This is a genomic window from Vibrio sp. 10N.261.51.C6, assembly GCF_041471785.1.
Classification (GTDB): domain Bacteria; phylum Pseudomonadota; class Gammaproteobacteria; order Enterobacterales; family Vibrionaceae; genus Vibrio; species Vibrio crassostreae_C.
Genome location: NZ_JBFRPB010000051.1, coordinates 27,884 through 46,663, shown reverse-complemented (window position 1 = coordinate 46,663; position 18,780 = coordinate 27,884). Strand labels below are relative to the sequence as shown.

The window sequence follows — 18,780 nt, the reverse complement described above, 5'->3', positions numbered from 1 at the left end:
CTAGCATCTAGCATAAAAATATACAGGATTCACATGTACCAACTCAGCTTTTCTATGCCCGAGTTTCTTGAAAACTACTGGCATAAAAAACCAACCATCTTAAAGGGTGGCTTCCAAAACTTCGTCGACCCAATTTCGCCGGAAGAACTTGCTGGTTTATCGATGGAAGAAGAAGTGGATTCTCGCTTTGTCTCTAACCTCGACAATCAGTGGACTGCAGAACACGGCCCATTCTCTGAAGAAAAGTTTGGCGAATTAACCGAAACTCATTGGCAACTGATCGTTCAAGCAGCGAACCACTGGCACCAAGGCGCAAATCAGCTGACTGAGGCGTTCCAAGCGTTACCAAACTGGTTATTCGACGATCTCATGATCTGCTACTCAGCACCTGAAGGCGGCGTAGGCCCACATATTGATCAATACGATGTCTTCATCATTCAAGGTCAAGGCAAACGTCAATGGAAGGTTGGCGCTAAAGATGTTGGCCAATACAAAGAGACTGTTCAAGCGTCTGCACTTCGTCAAATTGAAGGTTTTGACCCAATCATTGATGAAACTTTAGAGCCGGGCGATATCCTTTATATCCCACCAGGTTTCCCACATGAAGGGAGCACGTTAGAGCCGTCAATGAGCTACTCTATTGGCTACCGCTCGCCTAAAGAACAAGAACTGATCAGCAACTTTGCCGATTTTGTGCTTGCTCATGATATGGGTGACGTACACCTGCACGATCCAGAATTCAAAATGCAAGAAGGCTACGGAAAAATTCGTTCATCGGATTTAAGCAATCTCACAGACATGTTGAAATCTGCACTAGAGCAACCTGAAACCATCAGTGAATTCATGGGTTGTCTGCTAAGCCAATCACGCCACCAGCTTGATATCGTTGCTCCAGAGCCACTATGGACTCAAGAAGAGATCGCTCAACACTTAGAGTCTGAAGGTGAGATTCACCGAGTATCAGGCTTAAAGGCGCTCTACCACGAAAATGAAAGCAACACTGCTTACATCAATGGCGAAGTGGTTAAGGTTGATGAAGCGGATTCTTCGTTACTCAACATACTTTGCGATGAGACCATGATTACCTCGGCTACTGCCCTATCTCCTTCGGGCATAACTGTCGTGACTGAATTGGTCAACAAAGGCTACTGGTTTATCGAAGAGTAAGCAGCGTCAACCGCTGGTTATTGCATAGCCTCTAAATAAACAATTAAAAAAGGGACAAATGAAATCTTCATTTGTCCCTTTTTCTATTCAAGAACTGGTTAAGGCTTAATGCTTATACCTTGAACTGATTGACCAACTTCTGTTGTTGTTGAGACAGTTGGTCAATTTCATTGCCGACTTGCTCAGAAGCCGCGGCTTGCTCCAAGATCTTCGCACTCAAATCGCGAATATTAACCACGCTTTGATTTACTTCACCGGAAACCGATTGTTGCTCTTCGGCTGCTCGAACGATCTGACTGTTCATATCACTGATCGCCTCAATAGAAGTAAAGATCGACCCCAGATCTTCAACTGCTTTCTGAACGTGTAGTGCTGTATCGTTAGCTAGGATATTGCCTTCTTGTATTGCTTCAACGACATCTTGAGTTCCAGCATGAACCTTGTCGATCACCGCTCTGATCTCACCAACCGATGACTGGGTGCGACTTGCGAGGTTTCTTACCTCATCCGCAACAACAGCAAAACCTCGACCTTGTTCGCCAGCACGAGCCGCTTCAATCGCCGCGTTCAATGCCAGTAAGTTAGTTTGCTCAGAGATCCCTTCAATCACACTTAAGATCTCGGTGATGTTTCCGTTATTTTTTGCCAATTCTTCAACAATAGGAACAGCACTCGACATACGCTCCACCAGCTTTCTCATTTCACCTGCTGAAAGTTCGATGACTTGTTGCCCTTGTTGAGCAGAACGATTCGCTTCGCACGCTGCATCAACGGCCACTTCTGCATTTTGTACCACTAAGCCCGCAGTTTGAGTCATCTCTTCGGCCGCTGTCGCGACTAGATCCACTTCTTTAAATTGAGACTCGCTGCTTTCACGAGTACTTGATGCTGATGCTTTCGCTTGGCTGGTAGTATTTGCCACTTGTTCTGTGGTGTGAATGACTTCTTTGATTGTGTGTTGCAGCTTATCTAGGAACAGGTTAAATCCTTTTGACAACTGACCGATTTCATCTTGAGACTTCACTTCCAAGCGCTGCGTCAAATCACCTTCACCTGAAGCGATGTCATTCAACCTTTCCACAACCTGACGAATCGGCTTCACAATAGACAACGAGGCAAACGCGATAATGGCTAAGCCAAAGATAATAAACACTGTACCGGCGATCACTTCTGTTTTGATGCCTTCACTTAGCTTAGTGCTAATGATGGAATCCAATTTATTTGCGTCAGCGACGACACTGTCTCTTGGGATCTCAAACAACACCCCCCAAGTTTGGTTAGCTGCAACAACAGGTGCAAAGGCAAGTAACCACTCACCGTTCTCGCTCCATTGCGTTGTCACTTCACCACCAAAGATAAAGTCGGTCATTAAATCACTATTTGTATTGCCACTTTGGAAAGTTGAACCGACTGCAATGCTTGAATCATCAGAAGCGATGACCGAACCATCTAGACTAACCACGTAAGCTTTACCCGCACCGTTAAACAAGCTCTGGTCAGATTGAGTAATCACACTGGTTAAACCATCAAGTCTTAGATCAATACCAAGAAAACCAATAGCAACGTCGTCAACCAAAATAGGGACTGAAATAGAGGACGTAAGTAGTGCTACACCACCGCTGTTCACGACTCTCGGCGTACTAATACACGTTTGCCCTGAAGACAAAGGACAGTAAAAACGTTCGCTATTGCTGTCATCATTCAAGATAGATTCTGAAAGAACGTTCGCTAGAACATTTTCACCGTTATCTGCCACCTTCCAGTAAGGAGCAAAACGACCTTTTTCGTTAGAACCAACATAATCAGCATCGACATAATTCGCATCTTCACTATCGAGCAAGTCAGGCTTGAAAACTAGATACGCTCCTTGAATAGAGTCGAAGTTTAAAACCGAGCGACGAACCATTTCATCCAAGGCGGTACGAAGCTCTTCACTTGGTGTAAAGTTTTCGTCTGCATTGTTTTTTAGAAACTGAGCACTGGCCGCAAGCATCTCTGCGCGGTAAATAGCTTCGTCTACATAACGTTGAGTTTCTTGAGCGTTTAGCTGAGAAACAGACGCCAGCAACTGCTGAGTTTTATTGATAACTGATTCTGAACTTTGAGATTTGATGACTTGTTGATTGCTCGTTGCGTTGTAGATCGAGAAACCAATAAGAGACAGTGACGTAATGATTAAACAACAACCTGCTAAGAGGGTTATTTTCCACTGTACCGATAGAGAGCGCATTTAATATCCTTATTTAAGCCAAAAGACTTCCATAACCATAACTATCACATCGACAACGAATTGCTGTACACAATGTAAATGAGTTAGACGAATAGCTTAGCGGATAATTACAGCACAAATTGCTTACATATAAAACGAAAGTTTATACAAATGTTAATAGAGCGTGTTTTCTTCCTTTTTTCTGTGATTTCAAATGATATACTCATATAATCATTAGCTGTGTTGCTTAGGTTTTAGCGCTTTGGACATAGCCAGAACATCGATATTTAAAGGAAGCCCACTCCACCCTCTCCCTCTTTAAAATGCAGTAACTTCGGATTAGTTTTTATAATCCAAGTTATAGATTTTTATCTTGCTCAACTTCACACTTTTTGATTGCTAAGCCCGCAATCAAGATCTAATATCTCGCGCCTAGATTCCCTGAACACTTTATTCATTTGGCTCTCCTTTAATGGAGCGCTAAGGCTTTTTACGTCTTAATTTTTGGAGAGATACGCAAATGTCCGCCTCGTTTCCATTAGCGAAACTTACCTTTTTAATCGCTATTCTGACTGCCGTAGGTCAAATGACTCAAACGATGTACGTGCCTTCTATCGGTCATATGGCAGGTGAGTTCTTAGTTTCGGCATCTTCACTGCAGGCAGTGATGGCGTGTTACTTGATCCCTTATGGTCTGTCGCAATTTGTTTACGGCCCACTTTCAGATCGCCTAGGTCGTAAACCGATCATCGTGATTGGTTTGATCATCTACATCATCGGTACTTTGGTGGCATTGTTCGCTCACGAATATGAATGGTTCTTAGCGGGCAGCTTTATCCAAGGTTTGGGCATCGGTTGTGGTGGTGCGATGTCTCGTACATTGACTCGCGACTGTTTTGAAGGCGCAGAGCTGCACCGTGCAAACAGCTTGATTAGCATGTGTGTGATTTTCTCACCATTGATGGCTCCTGTACTGGGTGGTTACCTAACAGAAGTTTTCGGCTGGCGTTCTAGCTACTTATTCCTTGCGCTGTTTGGTATTGCTGTTGTGATCACTATGATGACGAGCATGATGGAAACACTGCCGAAAGAACGACGCAAGCATGAATCGGTTGCCAACAGCTACAAGTTCGTTCTGTCTGATAAACGTTTCCAAGGTTTCTTATTGGTATTAGTCGCAACCTTTGCTGGTGTAGCCGTATTTGAAGCAGCGGCAGGTGTGTTGCTTGGTGGCGTACTTGGCTTACCGGCAACCACAGTAAGCTTGCTGTTTGTCTTGCCTATTCCAGGTTACTTAGTCGGTGCAGGCTTATCTAGTTACATCGCACAACGTCGCTCTGAGCGCCGTGCATTGAATGTTGGTCTGGTTGCGATATTGGTAGGCTCAACAGTGGTATTGATACCGGGTCTGTTTGGTCAAACAACAGCATTAACTTTGATTGGCGGTGCCACAATTTACTTCTTGGGCGCTGGCATATTATTCCCAGCAGCAACAACAGGGGCACTTTCGCCATTCCCGTACCACGCTGGTACTGGAGGTGCGATTTTAGGTGGTATGCAAAACCTAGGTGCTGGCATCGCAACACTATTGGCATCGTTCTTCCCAGCTCAAGACCAACTGCCACTCGGCTGCCTGATGATTGCTATGTCATTCATCGCTATGCTTGGTTTACGTTGGGTTAATCGTAAACCTGACCACTCAAACGAAATGCCATTGGCTATTTAACGTAAAACTCGAATCTTGCTAAACAAAGGAAAGGGACATACTGAAAAGTGTGTCCCTTTTTGTTGCACATTTATTCCTTCCACTCTCACGTATCAGTAATTTCATTTAACATTGCTTTGATTTTTTAAAAACAATAACAGACACTTACGATGAAGGTGCATATCCAGAATCCAATTATAAATAATATCACTGGAAGAACACCAACGTACCTGAACTCTCACAACAAAGGATGCTGGCATTAAAACGAGTAAGGTACACACTGAGGATATACAGATGCGTATCGCTTTAACCACATTAGTCGTATCAATAGCGCTTGTCGCCGGATGCAGCAATCAAGGAATATCAACCATGAACCACTACTCTCAATCACAGCTCGTCGCTCAGCAAACCCAAGCACCCGTTGCTAAGAAAGTCCCTCACGCAATGACGATTCATGGTGAAACCCGAATCGATGATTACTATTGGATGCGCGATGATGCACGCCAAGATCCAGAGATTTTGCAACAGCTTGAGCAAGAGAATCAGTACGCAGATACAGTGTTAAAACATACACAAGCAGCACAAAAACAATTATTTCAAGAGATCAAAGGCCGAATCGCAAAAGACGACAATTCGGTACCGGTTCGCAAAGGCAGTTACTACTACTCGAATAAGGTCACAGGCGACAACGAATACCCAGTTCACCTGCGTGAAAAAAACTTTTTAGGCACAGACAAGCAAGTCATCTTAGATGTTAACGAGCTAGCAAAAGAGCATGAATTCTTCAGTATTGGTGGCTTAACGATCAGCCCAGACGAAAACTTGTTGGCCTATGGCGAAGATACGCTGAGCCGACGAATATACACCATCAAGATCAAAGACCTCACAACAGGTGAATACCTAAAAGATGAAATTGAAGGCGCTTCAAGTGCAATCGCGTGGCAAAACGACAACCAAGCCTTCTACTACATCAAAAAAGATCCACAAACATTGCTAGGTTATCAAGTTTACCGCCACGTTTTAGGCAGCGCTCAAGCAAGCGATCAGTTAATCTACGAAGAGACCGATAGTGCTTACTACACCTCTTTGAGTAAAAGCAAAGATGGAGAACAGGTCTACATTTGGCATTCGAGCACAGAAACCAGCGGTGTCTCAGTCATCGATGCCAACAACCCAAAGGCTACAGCTGAGGCTTTCTACCCAAAAGAGAGCGGCATAGAGTACAGCATCGCTAAGCTAGGTGATTTGTATTACATCTACACCAACTACCAAGCGGTCAACTTCCGTTTAATGAAAGTCACAACCGAAGAGATGCATGATCGCTCAAAATGGGTCGATGTCATCCCAGCGGACGATAATACTCAGCTTGTAGATTTCGAGTTGTTTGATGACCATCTTGTCTACGAGCAACGCGCGGATGGCTTGTCTATAGTGAAAGTTCGCCAACTCTCAACAGGCCACGAGTTTCCACTTGAATTTAACGACACCGCATTTGCCGCTTACCTAACGAGTAACTATGAATTAGATAACGCAAAAGTTCGTATCTATTACAGCAGCTTAACCACGCCAGGTACTTACTATGATTTCGACCTAAGTACAGGTGAATCCGAACTCATGAAGCAAACACCCGTATTAGGTGATTTCGAAGCGGATAACTACCAATCAGAGCGAATCATGATTACGGCTCGCGATGGTAAGCAAGTTCCTGTCTCTTTGGTTTATCGTAAAGACTTATTTAAGAAAGACGGCACTAACCCAATCTACCAATACGGCTATGGGTCTTACGGCTCTACGATTGAACCTACCTTCAGCTCAACTCGCCTAAGCCTACTGGATAGAGGTTTTGTTTATGCCATCGCACATGTCCGCGGTTCAGAAATGCTTGGTCGCCCTTGGTATGAAGATGGCAAAAAACTGACCAAACAAAACACGTTCAACGACTTTATTGATGTAACCAAAGAGCTTGTTGAAGAAGGCTACGGCGCGAAAGATAAAGTGTTCGCCGTTGGGGGGTCTGCTGGCGGTCTATTGATGGGAGCAATCATCAACCAAGCACCAGAACTGTACCGTGGTATTGGTGCACATGTTCCGTTTGTAGACATTGTGACAACCATGCTCGATGAATCGATCCCTCTAACCACCAATGAGTATGACGAATGGGGTAACCCGAACGATAAAGCCTACTACGATTACATGCTGGGGTACTCACCGTACGACAACATTAAGGTACAAAACTACCCGAACATGTTGGTAACGACAGGCCTGCATGACTCACAGGTGCAATACTTTGAGCCAATGAAATGGGTCGTAAAGTTACGGGAGATGAAAACAGACAACAACGTGTTGCTGTTCAAAACCGATATGGAAGCCGGTCACGGTGGCGCTTCTGGCCGATTTAAACGATTAAAAGAAGACGCACTTGAATACGCGTTCTTTTTGGATTTACTTAAGACTCAATAGATTCTACGTAACTGTAAGTATTCACATCATTTAATGTCGCTATTTTGTCTCTACAAAGTGGCGACAGAAATTATTAAGCATGGTTAAATACGATGAACCATGAAATCCACCAAATCAAAAACCTTTAAAAACAAGCAGTGACAAAGGTTTACGAGAGGTATAAAAACAAATGAAAGTAATTAGCTTCAACATCAACGGTCTTAGAGCCCGCCTTCACCAACTGCAAGCTATTATCGACAAACACCAACCCGACGTGATTGGTCTGCAAGAGATAAAAGTGCACGATGAAGCCTTCCCAATTGCTGATGTTGAAGCAATGGGCTATAAGGTTTACTTCCACGGTCAAAAAGCCCACTACGGTGTGGCAATGTTGTGTAAGCAAGAGCCTATTTCTGTGCAGAAGGGTTTCCCAACAGATAATGAAGACCATCAAAAACGCATGATCATGGCGACGTTTGAAGATGAAGATGGTGAAAAGGTTACCGTGCTAAATGGCTACTTCCCTCAAGGGGATAACATCAAGCATGAAACAAAATACCCGTACAAACGCCAGTTCTATAAAGACTTAATGACTTACTTAAACGATTATCACAACAAAGATGAGCAAGTGATTGTGATGGGCGACATTAATATCAGCCCTATCGACGCAGACATCGGCATTGGTGAACCTAATGCGAAACGTTGGTTAAAAACTGGTAAATGTTCTTTCCAACCAGAAGAGCGCGAATGGTTGAAAACATTGATGGACTGGGGCTTTGTAGACAGCTTCCGCTTGCTGCACCCTGAAGTGAATGATCAATACTCGTGGTTTGATTACCGCTCAAAAGGCTTCGTAGACAACCGCGGCCTGCGTATTGATGTAGTCCTAGCGACTCAAAAGCTTGCCGATAAGTGTACTGAAGCTGGCATCGATTACGAGCTACGCGGCATTGAAAAACCGTCAGATCACGCTCCGATTTGGTCGACGTTTAAATAAAATCCAAATTAAATTTCAAATCAAAAATGCACAAGCTTTTGTTTAGCTTGTGCATTTTTTTTACTTAGCTCAAATCCACTCAAAAAGCTTGAGATAGTTCACATTCTCGCCACTGCCCATCTATACTATTTGGACAACCAATGGAGAGAGTTTTGTATGGACGCAAAGCCTTGGGCCGGTATAAATCCAATTAATCTGCGTAGTTTACTTCCGATGATGGTGGTCAGCGGAGCGATCAGCGTATTGATGTTAGTCGTTCCCTTATTCAGCCTTCAAGTGTTTGATCGAGTCCTCTCAAGTCAAAGTTTAGATACGCTTCTATTCTTGGCTTTCATTGCTGTGTTCCTACTTACAGCCCAAGCGTTCCTTGACGCGTCTAGAGCCAAGTATGCACAAAAGAAAGCGATCAAATTTGAATTTATCGCGTCTCAGCAGCTATTTGAACAAACCTCCTTCTCATCGAAATCAAAAGAAAAACATCTGTTCAACGATATAAGTGAGGTAAAGAGCCTACTCTCTTCTCCAGCCTACTTTGTCATGTTTGATCTGCCATTCACTCCCCTTTTTCTTATTATTATGTTTGCGATTCATCCATATATAGGATTAGTCGGTGTGGGTGCCGTTGTTTTTATTCTCATGACAACATTGCTTTCTCATTGGGTTAAATCTAAGCACTTTAAAACCACTTACTTAAGCCAGCTCGCAACACAAAGAAAAAACGACGAGTGCTTTCAAAAACACGCCACGATCTTTAGCCAACATCAACAACAAGGTTTAAGTCAGACCTACCAAGAAATATTGGCGGAGAAGAGCTGGTCTCGAAGCCATTTAGATCAAGCCACCTGTTCACTGAGTGCATTTTCTCGTTACATACGTATGGTCCTTCAACTCATCATCATGGCTGTCGGAGCAAGTCTAGTCATTCAAAATGCCATGTCTGCTGGTGGAATGATTGCGGGTTCAATCCTAATGGCGAGAGCACTCCAGCCAATTGAGATGCTCTCTAGTGGTATTCAAGCATGGAAAACTGGTTTGGATGCAAACAAACGCTTAGCTAAGGAATTTGCTTCTCATACTAAACATACCGAGCGAACCGAGTTGGAAACAATTAAAGGTGATCTGGTCATCGACAACGTCACATGGTTCGCGTCTGAAAAACTTAACAAGCCGACTCTTAATGGTTTGAAGCTAAGACTGGAATCAGGAAATCGAGTCGCATTGATAGGCCCTAGCGGGTCAGGTAAGTCTTCCATCTGCAAAATGATCACTAACGGCATATCGCCCTCAAAAGGTGGCATTTCTATCGATGGACTCAATGTTGAGTTGTGGAATCTGAATCAGTTCAAACACACCGTCGGTTATGTTCCTCAGCACATCGACTTTTTACATGGCACTGTAAAACAAAATATCGCCCGATTTGATTCCAACGTTACGGATAGCCAAATCGTCAGATCCGCTATTCAAGCCGGTGTGCATGATGCTGTTGTCGCCTTACCGAATGGATATGAAACGATTATCGGTTCTTTTGGTCATCAGTTATCTGGTGGACAAGCCCAGAAACTTGCCATCGCAAGAGCATTGGTTTTCTCACCTAAGCTACTCGTGCTTGATGAGCCTGATTCCCATCTCGACAAAGAAGGCGAAGAGTTTCTTGTTTCGCTATTACAATTGGCGAAAGAGAAATCCATTTCTGTCGTGATGGTAACGCATAACCCAAGCTTACTCAGACATGTCGATTGGGTTGTTGAATTGAAAAACGGCCAGATAACGCAAGCAGGCGAAGCGAGTAAAGTGGTCCGGTCGCTCTTCAATGTCGCTTCGTCGGAGGTGTCGAATGGCTAGTATTCATCATGACGATAAAGGTATTCACTTCGACGATGGTAGAAAACTGATCTTTTCTACAATCAAAATACAGGTGTTCATCTGGTTAGTTCTTGTGACTACTCTTGGTGGCTTTGCTGCTTGGGCATACCTAGCCCCGCTTTCTTCTGCTGCCATTGCGCCAGGCGTGATTATCGTAGAATCAAAGCGAAAACCCATTCAGCACTTAGAAGGCGGGATTGTAGAAATCGTCCATGTTTCTGACGGCGACCATGTTCAAAAAGACGAACTGCTCATCACGTTAAGTCACACACAAGCTCAAGCATCGCTTCTAAGGCTAAGAGCTCAGTGGCAAAGTGATTTAGCGCGGCTGAACCGCTTACAATCAGAGTTAGCGAGTCATCAAGAAATTCAATTTGATATGAGATTACTCTCCCTTATGAGTGACCCAAACGTATCAAGCTTACTTGATACGCAGAGTAAACTTTTCAGCAAAAGACAATCGTTAAAATCCGGTGAATCCGATGTGTTACAGCAAAAAGTCGAGCAATCAAAACTTGATCTGCAAGGCTTCCAACAACGATTCTTAGCCGGAAATCGAAGCCTGAAGTATTTAGAAGAACAGGTACAAATGCACCAAGATTTGCTTGTTTCCGGTAACACATCCAAATCTCGCTTATTGGATTTACAGCGAGAACGCTCTCAATTACAAGGTAACGTTGCTGACCTCAAAGCTAGAATCGGACACGCCAAGCGCACCATCGCCGAAGCGAAATTAGAGCTGATCAACGCGGATTATACTTACGCCAAAACGCTCGGCGAAGAGATACAAGATTTAGAACGAAAGCTGAATGAAACCAGAGAAGCTATGGTCAATGCTCAAGATATTCTTACCCGGGTTGAAATAAGAGCACCTCAAAGTGGTGTGGTGGTTGGACTTAATGTGGTCTCCGAAAATGCCATTGTTCCACCCGGTGAAACCTTAATGGAATTGGTTCCGCAAAATGACGAGTTGATTGTAGAAGCGTTAGTCAAGCCAGAAGACATTGAAGCCTTACGAATTGGGTTGGATACCCAAGTAAGACTGACCGCATACAGTTTCCGTAAAACACCACCGATTCGTGGAAAGTTAGTCCATATTTCGGCTGACCGCATTAGCGATCAAGCCACAGGATCTTCTGCTTACTTAGCGAGAGTATCGTTAGATAAGTCTGAGCTAGAAGCATTAGAAAACATCTCATTGTATCCGGGCATGCCCGCAGAAGTGATGATTTTACTTGAGCAACAAACACCGCTCGAGTATCTACTCAATCCACTCTCTGTGAGCGCCTATAAGGCAATGAGAGAAATTTAACCAAGCGCGAGAAGAAAAAGCCAAACTCATCGTGAGGTGAGGACGGAAAGCTCCAGATCTCAGGGATGAAGCGAGATGGCTGGGCTGCCTCTTATATCAAACCGATATATCAGAGGATGATAGCAATGGCTATTCAATTAACAAATAATGTAACTGGAACATTAGCCCAAGAGGCCGGAAATAAGGTTGCTGTTCCAAGTCAAGACCAGTCCCAAAACGGTAACGACAACCCTATTATTCTTGGAGACACCAGTGACAATGCCATTAGAGCAGGGAAAGGAGACGATATTGTCAAAGCCAAAGACGGTGATGATTTTATAGCCTCTGGCCGCGGTTCAGATGCGATTTTAGCTGGTGACGGCAATGACGTTGTTGAATCATGGAATCACTCTATCAACGCAAAAGATGAATCAGGCACATTAAGTATGCCTGAATCTATTCGAGCCCGAGACTCCGACATCGTGAATAATGTCGATGATGTCATTGTGGCTGGTTCTGGTAATGATTACGTTGAAGGTGGTGGTAACAATGATGTGATCTACGGCGACAGAGGAGCCAAGGTCGCTGGGGACAATCTAATCACCAATGGTAATTTTCAAGTTGATCAATCAGATACTAGTGCTGGAGGGCCTGGCTTAGGTGGAAGTTGGGGAACCTACTCTTCATTTAACGGCTGGGAAGCAGACAACGACAACGATGGCGTCGATGCCACCCCCGAAGGATTAATGGAAGTTCAGTTTCAGAGTGTTGGTGGCGCTCCATCCGGCGACCACCCTACCAGCAATGTACTTGAACTTGATTCTCATAACCATAATGGCATTGGCAGCGACCAAACGAATACGACAGCTTCTACCGTCTTCACTGTTGAGCCCGACGCAATTGGCCGTGGCGGTACATTCCAGTTAACTTTTGAATACGCTAATAGACATAAAGGCAGTGAAACTGATACTAGCCCTTTTCAAGTTCTAATTGATGGTGAGGTTGTGGCCGAATTCGATAACAACGGAATCGGTAATGAGCATCAATGGTACACCGCAAAACTCAACGTTGATTTGACACCTGGAGACCACACCCTTTCTTTCAGAGCCACAGAAACAGATACTAGCGAAGATACTTACGGTGCTCTCATCGCTAATGTTGAAATGTATCAATACGAGGCTAACGACTTCTTAGTTGGTGATGGTACACCTCGTGACACAAATGGTAATTGGGATGAAACTTCCGTTTCCGGAGACGATTTGATCCGTGGCGGTAAAGGCGACGACATCATTATCGGCGATAACTTTAATCCTCTCTATTACGATGAACAGCAAGGCGAATTTTTCCTAGATTTTGACAATACCTACAGTGACGAAGACAGTAATAATGTCGCGCTCGACAACGATAACCTTTCAGCTTATGCCCCAGATGGCAGCGAAGCTGACGTCTCCGAGTCTAATGGAGGAGTGAGCTCTGGTGGCACGGGTTATGGTGTAGTTGGTTTAGCTCAAAGTGGTGTGAGTGCTCAGATAGGACTCTCATATAACCCAGACGGAACAACAAACGGATCTGAAATGTTGTCGGTTTCCGTTGATGAACATACCATGGCAGCGAAAGTCGGCATCTCCAATTTGTACCTAAATGAAGGAGGGAGCGGAGTCCATGAAACAGGACATTGGGCTGCTTATCGTGAAGGTATTCTTGTTGCTGAAGGCGACTTTACTGCTAACGATTTAGTGAAAGATGACTTTTCTGAAAGTACATCAAACAACAACGGTTTTCTTATCATTTCACCTGTAGATACAGGTTTTAAAGCATTTGATGAAATCCAATTCACTGCTGTAGGTGAAGCCTTCGATAAAAATAGTAACAATACCGCTGATGATTCCAGTGATTACTTCGTTACCTCTATCGACTCTTTAGAGTTGAGTGGTGATGGTACAGATTACCTCGTTGGTGGTCACGGCAATGATGTTATTCTGGGCGGTCACAACAGCAATGGCTCACTCGTCTTAAATGACGACGGTACTTACTCTCTCAATGATTACTCAGGAACTCTCTCAATCACTTTGGAAAGCTCAGAGGCAGGCTACAATAACTCATATGGTTATTATACTGTCGACGATCAAGGCGGTGTAAATATAGACGTTGTGTGGGGAGATGTTCACGCAGCACTAGATAATGCGGGTCAAGAGAAACCAAGCTTTGAAGTCTCTGTCGACGACAGTATTGAAACGCTTGGCTTCTTTATTGTCCCCGACGGCGGTGATAAAGGCGTTACCGACGGCAGCAGTCTTTCTTTCAATGTTGAAGACCTCCAAAATGATTCATCAGTACAAACTCAATCCAACACCGACCAAGATATCTCTGTCGTAGCCGGAGATAACCTTCAATCTGTTGTTTTCAATCTGCAGGTTGATACACCTCCGGGCTATAGCGGTGTTGCTGGTGAAGGTAACCAACACTTTAATGACAATCCAGGCAGTGGTGACAGTGACTTTGATGATGTAGTTACCACTGTTGAGCTAGAAGCTGACGTAGAAACACTACTCGGAGGTAAAGGTGATGATTGGTTAGATGGCGGCGCAGACAACGACCTAATTAAAGGTGGTAAAGGCGACGATACACTGATTGGAGGTAGTGGTGACGATGTCTTAAAAGGCGGCAAAGGTGATGATGTTCTTGCCGGCGGCGAAGGCGAAGATACCTTAAAAGGCGGTAAAGGGGATGACATTATCGATGGTGGTGAAGGCAGCGACATTATAAAAGCTGGCTCAGGTAATGACACCGTTATTTATGATGCTGACGACGCCTTGATCCATGGTGGTAAAGGGTTCGATGTACTGGTCGCCAATGACCCTGGTGGTGTCGATATCGACATGTCGAAGGGGTCAAACATCAATGGGTTTGAAGCAGTCATAGGGGGAGACTCAGCTAATGACAAACTGACTATTTCTCTAGGTAAAACCTTCAATCAAAACCATGACCTTGATGGTAATAGAGCAAAGAACGACGACCAAGTTGCTGAATTCTTTGCTTTAGGAATTGAAGATATCGACGCAAGTCATCTGCAAGGATTCCAATACCAAACCGCAACATCAGTGACGCTAGACCAAGATATGCAAGATAAACTTGGACTCGATGGAACTGAAACGATTACCGCTTATAGCTTCACCAAAGGAGGCAAAGAAGTCATCATCTACACTGATGCATCCTTTGATGGTGATTTCATTGGCGTTAATGAAGTTTAATTGCTTTTTGAACTAGTAAATCAGAAACAAAGTTAAAGGACTTATTGCTTGTGTAATAAGTCCTTTTTGCTTCAAAGAGCTACTCAACTAATTCCTATACAAACCCTAAATAAGAACGGCGCTCAATGAGCGCCGTTTTGTTAACTGTGTGAATACCGTGCAATTAGCTAAGGGGTCTTAGATAAGCAAGGAAACGCTTCTCTGCGAATTTGAAAATCCCGATGATGATGAACGTTAGTGCCATGTAGAACAGACCTGCCGTTAGGAAAGACTCGAATGGAGCGTAGTAACGTGAGTTAACCAAACGTGCTGCACCGGTTAAGTCCATAATGGTTACGATACCCGCTACCGCAGAGCCGTGAAGCATGAAGATGACTTCGTTACTGTAAGCCGGCAATGCGCGACGCAGAGCACTTGGTAAAATGATACGACGGTAAGTCTTCGGTGTACTCATGCCGTAAGCTTTTGCTGCTTCGACTTCACCTTTAGGTAAGCCGTTAATCGCACCACGAATGATCTCTGCGGTATAAGCTGACGTGTTAAGAATGAATGCCACCAAAGCACAGAACCATGCGTTTTCCCATAATGTGTCTTTCACTGGGAAGAATTGGTCCATACCGTAGTAAATCAGGTACAGCTGAACCAGTAATGGCGTACCACGGAAGAAATAGATGAATGACCAAGCCGGAGCATTAATCAGCATATTTGGACTGTTACGAGCGATAGCTAGTGGTATGGCGACGAATAAGCCAATGATCAAAGCAACGCAAACCATCCAAGCCGTTGTCCATAAACCACCAAGGTAAATCGGCAGGCTTTCAATTATCAATGAAAAGTCCATAACTACCTCGCGTGGATACTGAATTTACGTTCAACCAGCTTAAGTAAGCCCGTTGAAACACTTGTGAAGAATAAGAAGATAATCGCCACAGTCATGTAGAAAGTGAATGGCATTTTGGTTGAACCCGCCGCCAGTGCACTAACACGTACCATGTCTTCTAGGCCAATAATGGAAACCAACGCGGTAGTTTTAAGTAAAACCAACCAGTTGTTACCAAAACCCGGCAGTGCGTGACGAATCATTTGCGGTAATAGAATACGACGGAACGCTAGAACAGGTCCCATTCCATAGGCCTTTGCTGCTTCCATTTCACCGCTATCAACCGCCATGATTGCACCACGGAAGGTTTCAGCCATGTAGGCGCCAAAGATGAAGCCAATGGTTAAGACACCAGCAACAAATGGACTGACATCAATATAATCAGGTAAGTAAGCGGTCCATTCGTGGTTAGGATCACTTGATGTGAACCACTCATTGAGCCACTCGTTGATGGAATACAAACTGTTGTTTAAAAGGATTTGTCCACCAAAGAAAATCAGCATCATCAAGACGAGATCAGGAATGCCTCGAATAACGGTTGTGTAGAGGGTTGCAATAGCACGAGCCCAGCGATAAGGCGCGAGTTTTGCTAAGGCACCTAGCATACCAAGAACCATAGCTAAAATTAGCGACAGCAAGGCAACTTCGATTGTGAGCACCGCCCCTTTCAGGATCGACGCTTCATATCCTTGTAAATCAAACATAATGGATTCCAACAGAACTGCGAAAAAGTTGGTAAGACAGGGAGAGGAGAACCTCTCCCTTAAGAATTGACGCTAAAGATTACTGACCGTATACGTCGTAGTTGAAGTATTTAGCCGCGATATCTTGGTAGATGCCTTTTTCACGTAGTGAAAGGATTGCCGCATCTAATTGCTTAGTCAGATCTTTGTCTTGCTTACGAACAGCAATACCCATACCTTCACCGAACCACTTAGGATCCGTTAGAGAGGGGCCAACAAACTCGTAGTCTTCACCACCAGCTTTGTTCAGCACGCCTTCTTCTAGAGCAGATGCATCACCTAGTACAGCAGCAACACGACCGTTTGCTAGATCAAGGTAAGCTTCGTCGAATGAACCGTAACGAACGATCTCTACTGTATCGCCGTAGTTGTCTGTTAGGTATTTATCGTGAGTTGTTGCACGTTGAACTGCAATCTTTTGACCGCTTAGATCATCAAAGTTAAGGCCTGCACCTTTCTTAGCGATGAACTTGTTTGGGATAAGTGCGTATTTACCAGTGAAGTCGATTTTTTTCTTACGCTCTTCCGTGATAGACATTGCCGCGATGATCGCATCATATTTACGAGCAAGTAGAGAAGGAATGATACCATCCCAGTCTTGTGCAACGATCTTACACTGCACCTGCATTTCAGTACAAAGTGCGTTAGCCATATCGACATCGAAGCCTTTCAGTGACCCGTCAGCTTCTGTCCAGCTAAATGGAGGGTAAGCACCTTCAATACCAAAGCGTACTGTTTTCCATTCTTTTGCTTGAGCTACGCCCGTTGCAGCAGTTGCAGCAAGTGCCGCGACTAATAACCACTTTTTCATATCCCTACTCCTGTGATTTAGGTTTTTATGTTTTGCTAGTTTTAATATTGTGTTTGTTGTTGCTTATTAACTTACTTGTTGTGTTTTATTGTTCACACCGTCGCTGTTTACCGTTGGCAACGGCGTTTCAATTCTGATTAGTAAATCGATGAGATAAATTGTTGTAAACGTTCAGATTCAGGTTCCGTAAACAGTTTAGCTGGATCGCCCTGTTCTTCCACTAGACCTTGGTGCAGGAACATCACATGGTTTGATACGTCACGAGCAAAAGCCATTTCATGTGTTACCACAAGCATGGTTCTTCCTTCTTCTGCTAGATCTCGCATTACACCGAGTACTTCCCCTACTAACTCAGGGTCAAGTGCTGATGTTGGCTCATCAAACAGCATCACTTCCGGATCAACCGCTAACGCTCGAGCAATTGCCGCTCGTTGTTGTTGTCCACCGGATAAATGACCTGGGTAGTAATCTTTGCGCTCATACAAGCCTACTTTTTTAAGTAGTAGTTCTGCATTTTCAATCGCTTGAGCTTTAGGTACACCTAATACGTGAACGGGTGCTTCGATAACATTTTCGAGAACGGTCAGGTGAGACCAAAGATTGAAGCCTTGAAAAACCATCGCTAAGCGTGAACGGATACGCTGTACTTGTTTTTCGTTGGCAGGAACAGATACGCCTTGGCGGTTGTTTTTCATTTGAATTAATTCGCCATTAACCCAAATCTCGCCTGCAGTTGGTGTCTCTAAAAGGTTGATACATCTAAGGAAAGTACTTTTACCCGACCCTGAAGATCCGATAATCGATACAACATCGCCTTTATGCGCAGAAAGTGAAATTCCCTTTAAAACTTCATTTTGACCAAACGTTTTGTGTAGATCCTTTATGTCCAGCGCTGGTACATCTTTCATGCGCTTTCTCTCCCAAGTTTGTGAAAATGCAAGGTACTCCGACCTTTTCATGCGATACAAACTAGCACCACACGAAACAACATGCAACAAATTATTAACCTGATAAATTGGAATAAATAGCGATTCACTCTGACTTATTATGCAAAAGGTAGCGTTTTCGCCTCAATTTAATGAATGAGTTCTATCAATAAGCTGCAATTACACCCCTTACATTGTTTAAATAAAGTTAATCAAAATGAGATTCACGTAGCTTGATGTCTCACAAGAAAAACAAGTTTTGTGAACTTAGATACGCCGAGATCTGCAAAATATAATCTGCACGCTCAACACTACATACACACCGTAAGGCACAATTATTTTAAGGTTATTACATTGTAAGCATTTCACTCGGAACAGTTGGGAAGCAAGTAATAGTGAAATAACTCAGTAAGAATTGAGTATTGAACTCGAGCCATGACGACAAAGGCTCGAAGAAGATAGGTAAACGTCAATTTGTGAAAACTAATTACACGATTC

12 protein-coding genes and 1 riboswitch are annotated in these 18,780 nt (G+C 43.9%); of the genes, 7 read left to right on the top strand and 5 right to left on the bottom strand.

Annotated elements, in window-relative coordinates:
- Positions 1-33 precede the first annotated feature (33 nt).
- The gene (locus AB4375_RS13795) at positions 34-1,167 is read left to right on the top strand and encodes a cupin domain-containing protein (RefSeq protein ID WP_017070025.1); all 1,134 of its coding nucleotides are present in this window, start codon (positions 34-36) and stop codon (positions 1,165-1,167) included.
- A gap of 112 nt (positions 1,168-1,279) precedes the next feature.
- Here AB4375_RS13795 and AB4375_RS13790 read toward each other — a convergent pair whose 3' ends face one another.
- Positions 1,280-3,397: a methyl-accepting chemotaxis protein gene (locus tag AB4375_RS13790; protein WP_017070026.1), complete on the bottom strand. Its 2,118-nt coding sequence runs from the start codon at positions 3,395-3,397 to the stop codon at positions 1,280-1,282.
- A 499-nt stretch (positions 3,398-3,896) separates the two neighbouring features.
- On the opposite strand from AB4375_RS13790, the gene emrD reads away from it, so the two are divergent.
- The 6 genes from emrD to AB4375_RS13760 all read left to right on the top strand — a co-directional run bounded on the left by emrD (position 3,897) and on the right by AB4375_RS13760 (position 14,922).
- Entirely contained in the window at positions 3,897-5,102 is a 1,206-nt protein-coding gene (emrD, locus tag AB4375_RS13785; RefSeq protein WP_017065927.1) for a multidrug efflux MFS transporter EmrD, read from the top strand.
- Positions 5,103-5,450: 348 nt separating this feature from the next.
- Positions 5,451-7,541, top strand: coding sequence for a S9 family peptidase (locus AB4375_RS13780; RefSeq protein WP_372051829.1), 2,091 nt, complete (start codon positions 5,451-5,453; stop codon positions 7,539-7,541).
- A 169-nt stretch (positions 7,542-7,710) separates the two neighbouring features.
- Positions 7,711-8,517 carry an exodeoxyribonuclease III gene (gene xthA, locus AB4375_RS13775; RefSeq protein ID WP_017070028.1) on the top strand — a complete coding sequence of 269 codons (807 nt, stop codon included), beginning with the start codon at positions 7,711-7,713 and terminating at the stop codon, positions 8,515-8,517.
- 156 nt (positions 8,518-8,673) lie between these two features.
- Positions 8,674-10,359, top strand: coding sequence for a type I secretion system permease/ATPase (locus tag AB4375_RS13770; RefSeq protein WP_017062120.1), 1,686 nt, complete (start codon positions 8,674-8,676; stop codon positions 10,357-10,359).
- Positions 10,352-11,692 (top strand): HlyD family type I secretion periplasmic adaptor subunit, encoded by a 1,341-nt coding sequence (locus AB4375_RS13765; RefSeq protein ID WP_372051815.1) that lies wholly within the window; start codon positions 10,352-10,354, stop codon positions 11,690-11,692. Before AB4375_RS13770 ends, AB4375_RS13765 begins: the two co-directional genes overlap by 8 nt.
- Before the next feature lie 9 nt (positions 11,693-11,701).
- A riboswitch (cyclic di-GMP riboswitch) is annotated at positions 11,702-11,784 on the top strand.
- Positions 11,785-11,817: 33 nt separating this feature from the next.
- Positions 11,818-14,922 (top strand): hypothetical protein, encoded by a 3,105-nt coding sequence (locus AB4375_RS13760; protein ID WP_372051813.1) that lies wholly within the window; start codon positions 11,818-11,820, stop codon positions 14,920-14,922.
- 163 nt (positions 14,923-15,085) lie between these two features.
- Here AB4375_RS13760 and AB4375_RS13755 read toward each other — a convergent pair whose 3' ends face one another.
- The 4 genes from AB4375_RS13755 to AB4375_RS13740 all read right to left on the bottom strand — a co-directional run bounded on the left by AB4375_RS13755 (position 15,086) and on the right by AB4375_RS13740 (position 18,264).
- On the bottom strand, positions 15,086-15,763 hold the full coding sequence (locus AB4375_RS13755) for an ABC transporter permease (RefSeq protein WP_372051811.1): 678 nt from the start codon (positions 15,761-15,763) through the stop codon (positions 15,086-15,088).
- Between the two features lie 2 nt (positions 15,764-15,765).
- A complete protein-coding gene (locus AB4375_RS13750; RefSeq protein ID WP_017066929.1) occupies positions 15,766-16,506 on the bottom strand; it encodes an ABC transporter permease in 741 nt (246 codons plus the stop codon).
- A 79-nt stretch (positions 16,507-16,585) separates the two neighbouring features.
- Positions 16,586-17,356: an ABC transporter substrate-binding protein gene (locus tag AB4375_RS13745; protein WP_017062125.1), complete on the bottom strand. Its 771-nt coding sequence runs from the start codon at positions 17,354-17,356 to the stop codon at positions 16,586-16,588.
- Between the two features lie 137 nt (positions 17,357-17,493).
- Positions 17,494-18,264: an ABC transporter ATP-binding protein gene (locus AB4375_RS13740; protein ID WP_004736532.1), complete on the bottom strand. Its 771-nt coding sequence runs from the start codon at positions 18,262-18,264 to the stop codon at positions 17,494-17,496.
- Positions 18,265-18,780: the final 516 nt, after the last annotated feature.